3 protein-coding genes are annotated in these 5,148 nt (G+C 54.3%); all 3 read right to left on the minus strand.

The window, feature by feature from the left end:
* Nucleotides 1-338: 338 nt before the first annotated feature.
* Nucleotides 339-2,510 (minus strand): malate synthase G, encoded by a 2,172-nt coding sequence (locus QZP87_RS14745; protein WP_291323686.1) that lies wholly within the window; start codon nucleotides 2,508-2,510, stop codon nucleotides 339-341.
* 118 nt (nucleotides 2,511-2,628) lie between these two features.
* Nucleotides 2,629-3,462: an MBL fold metallo-hydrolase gene (locus QZP87_RS14750; protein WP_291323687.1), complete on the minus strand. Its 834-nt coding sequence runs from the start codon at nucleotides 3,460-3,462 to the stop codon at nucleotides 2,629-2,631.
* Between the two features lie 48 nt (nucleotides 3,463-3,510).
* Nucleotides 3,511-4,614, minus strand: a complete 1,104-nt coding sequence (locus tag QZP87_RS14755) for a DEAD/DEAH box helicase (RefSeq protein WP_291323688.1) — start codon at nucleotides 4,612-4,614, stop codon at nucleotides 3,511-3,513.
* Nucleotides 4,615-5,148: the final 534 nt, after the last annotated feature.

Genomic DNA, 5,148 nt, shown 5'->3' on the forward strand with positions numbered 1-5,148 from the left:
AGATCAGAGATCAGAGATCAGAGATCAGAGATCAGAGATCAGAGATCAGAGATCAGAGATCAGAGATCAGAGATCAGAGATCAGATGTCAGATGTCATTAAAATCAAAGAGTTATGTAGATTTTTGATATCTAAATTTTTCATTCTCCGACTTTTTGCAGGTGCATCATACCAGAGACAGGCACAATTATGTGTCGTTGTCGGGTTAATTATCGTTTCAAATCTTCCAAAAGTCAATGTGTCAGGTGAATAGATTTTCCAGTACCCTGGAGATTTTTTCAAGATTTTCTTGTTTTTTTATGACAGGGTTTCAGGAGCAAGTTGCCAATACGGCCATCTTTAGTCTTTGGCCTGCCTGCGCCTGGAGTGCAGAACTGGTTCGGTATAGCCGTTGGGCTGACTGCGCCCCTCAAACACCAGATCACAGGCCGCCTGAAAGGCTGGACTGGAATCCAGGTTTCTAGTCATGGGTCTGTACAGCAGATCGCTGGAGTTCTGGCGGTCCACAACCCCTGCCATGCGCTTCAGGATCTGCATAACCTCTTCTCTGGTGCACAGACCATGATGCAGCCAGTTGGCCATGTGCTGGCTGGATATACGCAGGGTGGCCCTGTCTTCCATGAGTCCTGTGTCACTTATATCCGGCACAGTGGAGCAGCCTATGCCCTGCTCCACCCAGCGCACTACATAACCCAGGATGCTCTGGGCGTTTATCTCCAGTTCCTGACGAATTTCTTCAAACGAAGGCATTTTGTCCTTTAAAACCGGGATGTTCAGCAGGTCGTCCAGTTTTGCCCGGCGCTGTCCTTCAAATTCAGCCTGGCGGGCGTACACATCCACCTGATGATAATGCGTGGCGTGCAGGGTGGCGGCAGTGGGAGAAGGCACCCAGGCACAATTTGCCCCGGCCAGGGGATGGGCAAGTTTGTTCAGGACCATCTCGCGCATCTCCGCCGGTTTGGGCCACATGCCTTTCCCGATCTGGGCCCGGCCCCGAAACCCGCAGGCCAGGCCTGTATCCACATTCCAGTCTTCGTATGCAGTTATCCAGGGTTCTTTTTTCATGTCTCCCTTGCGCACCATGGCCCCGGCCTCCATGCTGGTATGGATCTCGTCACCGGTGCGGTCCAGAAAACCTGTATTGATGAAGATAATTCTATCTCTGGCGGCCCGAATACATTCCTTGAGGTTCAGGGTGGTCCGGCGCTCCTCGTCCATTACCCCCACCTTCAGGGTATTGCGGGGCAGGCCCAGGGCATCCTCCACCCTGGAAAAAAGCTCACAGGTGAACTGCACCTCTTCCGGGCCGTGCATCTTGGGCTTGACTATGTACAGGCTGCTGCTGCGGCTATTGCGAAAGCGCCCCTGGCCCTGCAGGTCGTGCATACCGGCCAGAGCGGTAATCATGGTGTCCAGGATACCCTCGAAAATTTCGCGCCCCTGGCCGTCCAGGACCGCATCAGTGGTCATCAGGTGCCCGACGGTGCGCACCAGCATCAGACTTCTGCCTGGCAGGCAAAAACTCTGCCCGTCAGGTGAAACGTAGCTTCTGTCGGGATGCATTTCGCGTTTGATCAACTGGTCGTTTTTATTAAAGACCGTCTCCAGTTCACCCTTAAAAAGCCCCAGAAGATTGCTGTAAACCAGGGTTTTGTCCTCGGGATCCACTGCAGCCACTGAATCCTCGCAGTCCAGGATGGTAGTCACTGCAGACTCCAGGACCACATCCTTCACCCCGGCCGGGTGCCTGCCTCCCACAGGATCGTCCGGGTCTATAAGTATCTCTATATGCAGGCCGTTATTTTTCAGAAGAATGCACTCAAGCCTGTCCTTACCGGCATAACCGGCAAACTGCTCCGCATTGGCAAGCCCGGAAGTGCTGTTGTCCTGCTGGCGGACCATGAGGGCTTTTCCCCGGGGGGAATCCTGCAGCTCAAAACCCACGGCCTGGCTGTAGGATCCTTCCTCCAGAGGAGCTGCCCGGTCCAGGAACCCGGCAGCGGATTTGACTACCATTTCCCCGCGCACCGGGTTGTAGTCCTGCCCTCTTTGTGCCCCCTGGATATCCGGAATGACGTCTGTGCCGTACAAAGCATCGTACAGGCTTCCCCAGCGGGCGTTGCAGGCATTTATGGCGTAGCGGGCGTTATTGACCGGCACCACAAGCTGCGGCCCGGCAATGGAGGCAATCTCAGGGTCCACCCCGGTGGTGGAAATGATGAAGTCTTCCCCTTCAGGCAGAAGATATCCTATATCGTAGAGAAACTTTTTGTACTCCTGGCCGGGATGTTCCAGGCCGCGCCTTTGCAGGTGCCACTGGTCTATGGAGTCCTGCAACTCCCGGCGTCTGTCCAGCAGAGCCTGGTTGCGCGGTCCCAGATCCTGGACAATCTCCTGCAGGGCCTTCCAGAACTGCAGGGAACTGATGCCTGTCCCCGGAGTAATCACGTTTTCCACCAGTTCCGACAGAGGCTCAGCCACCTGCAGTCCCGCCCATCTTACATATTCCATTCAGGACCTCCTTTTTTACCGCAGCCGCGGTCTTTCTTATAATGCGTATGCTCGGCAGGCCAATGTTATACATGGGTCTGGATACTGTAAAGAAGCAAAAAATGAAGCAGCCAGGGAGTCAGGGGTAGTTGAGCTGCATGCCGCAGCCGGTGGCTCTCAGGGGCAGGTCCGCAGCCAGGGCGGTGCGGGAATAAAAGTCAGTGCAGTGACAGGCGTGCAGGCCTGTCAGATTAAGTGTCTTGAGAAAGTCAATGGTCCCGGCCAGCTGCTCCTCATCCGGCGACTGCAGATGCAGCCCGCCTATTATATCCACCACCCGGTCCTCTCCGGTTACCTTGCGGGCATGGTGCACGATATTGCATATCCCGGAGTGGGAGCAACCCGTGACTATCACCAGTCCTTCAGGGGAGATGTATGCCAGGGCGGTATCATCCGGGACATAATCCGGTCTGAAGTCGTCGGTTTTCCAGCCCAGTGCTTTGCGGGATTCAAAGAAGGTAATGCGGGGGATTTCACCCAGCCAGACCAGGCCCGGGGTGATATAAACCGGCGTAGTGGAGAGTTTCAGGGGAAAATGCTGCTCAACCTTGTCCTTAGACAGCATACTGCCCTGGTCCACTCCCCGCTCGTCCATTACGCTTTCAAAGGTCCTGGGGTGGGCCAGCACCTGTGGCCTCTTGTGCGGCCGGCCTTCCAGGGCCGCCCGGGCATACATGCGCACCAGCTCTGTCATGCCCCAGGTATGGTCCAGATGTCCGTGGGACAAGGCTATTGTGTCCAGTTGCAGCAGGTCCAGGCCGGCAGTCCCTGCATTGCGCAAAAAGACATCGCTGAAACCGCAGTCCAGAAGGATTGTTCGGCCCTGTACCTGAATAAAAAGGGACAGGGCCGGTTCAGCCAGAAAGTACCGGCTAATGAAGGTGTTGTTGTCTGCCAGAACTGTCAGCTGCATGGCTGTTGCCCGTGCCGGAGAGCTTGGCTGGTTTGTTATTAATGCGGATTAAATGCTTTTTCTCTGCAGCTTCTGGGACTGAAGCCTTTCTATGGCCCGGATAAGACCGAAGTCCTTGGGCTCCACGAAAGTCGATGCGTCACCGGAGGAATCCGCCCTGCCGGTACGCCCTATGCGGTGGGTATAGCTTTCAGCGGTATCCGGCATGTCAAAGTTGACTACATGGCCGATTCCGGCCACGTCAATGCCCCTGGAGGCGATGTCCGTGGCCACCAGGATATTGAAGCTGCCCCTCTTGAAGTCTTTCATGACCCTTTGACGGTTGTTCTGGGACATATTCCCCTGCAGATCCCTGGCCCTGAATCCGGCCTGGCTCAGGCGTCTGGCGATCCTGGTGGCCATGTGCTTGGTCCTGGTGAAAACCAGGGTGGCCCCGTCCTGTTTCTCCCTCAGCAGATCAATGAGCATTTCCGCCTTGGGCCTGCGCTTTACCGGGTAGAGGCACTGACTGATGCTGTCTAAGGCCCTTTCATGGTTTACCTGCACCCGGACCGGATCCTCAAGGATCTCATCGGCCAGAGTACGGATATCAGCAGGCATGGTGGCTGAAAAAAGCATGTTCTGACGTTTAGCAGGCAATAACTTCATGATGCTGCGGATATCCGGCATAAAGCCCATATCCAGCATACGGTCGCATTCATCCAGGACAAGGGTCTCAACCCAGGATAGATCCACTGCCCCGTCCCCCGCAATATCCAGGAGACGTCCAGGACAGGCTGCCACTATCTCTGCTCCCGAGCGCAGTTTGTGTACCTGTCCGGCCTTACTTACCCCACCGTAGACCGATACGCACCTGAGTCCGGTCTTGCGCCCCAGCGCTACAAAAAAATCATGGGTCTGTTCCGCCAGTTCACGGGTGGGTGAAAGAACCAGCACCCGGGGTCTACCGCGCTTGCCCTGCAAAAGCCTTTGCAAGGCGGGCAGCACAAAGGCAGCGGTTTTCCCGGTGCCGGTCTGGGCCAGGCCCATGATATCCCTGCCCTGCAGACCGAATGGTATGGCCTGCTCCTGGATTGCAGTAGGTTCTTTGTATCCGCAGGCCTTAATTCCGGCCTGGATCCTGGGGTCAAATTCAAACTTTGAAAAAAACATTACAATTGTCCTTGGTAAAAAAATAATTAAAATCTGCACCGATGCACTCTTTCGGTACAGGCGCTATAAAGCTTACGGTTCAGTGGTACGGAATGCTGGATACCCGGCGGGATTCGCTTTGGGAAGAATGCAGGCACTCTCGACTTAAGACTTTTCTGGTTTTCACGTATATGTTCAGCGCTTTGCCTGTAGCATGGGGACCGGCTCTTCCGGGACTCACTAGTCTCAGATAATAAGGCGTTTTGAGCACCAAACCATGTTCAAAAGGGATTCCTCAGTGTCTTTCCCCTGCCTTCATAAAAAGCGCTAAAGAGTTATGTATACACATGTTTTGCAAAAAGCAAGTAATATTTGAATTCTTTTAAAACTAACGCGGGCTTTGCCCGCAACCCAGATAAGCAAAGAGTTTTTTTGCCCACAGATCACACAGATTGACACAGATAAAAGAGATTGAAGAAGCATGTTTTTTCCTTGCGGGAATAAGAACCCGCAAGGAAAAGGCATCAGCCGCTTCGCGGCGAAAAAACTTACTCC

The organism is Desulfonatronospira sp. (assembly GCA_003563255.1).
In the GTDB taxonomy this organism is placed as follows: domain Bacteria; phylum Desulfobacterota; class Desulfovibrionia; order Desulfovibrionales; family Desulfonatronovibrionaceae; genus Desulfonatronospira.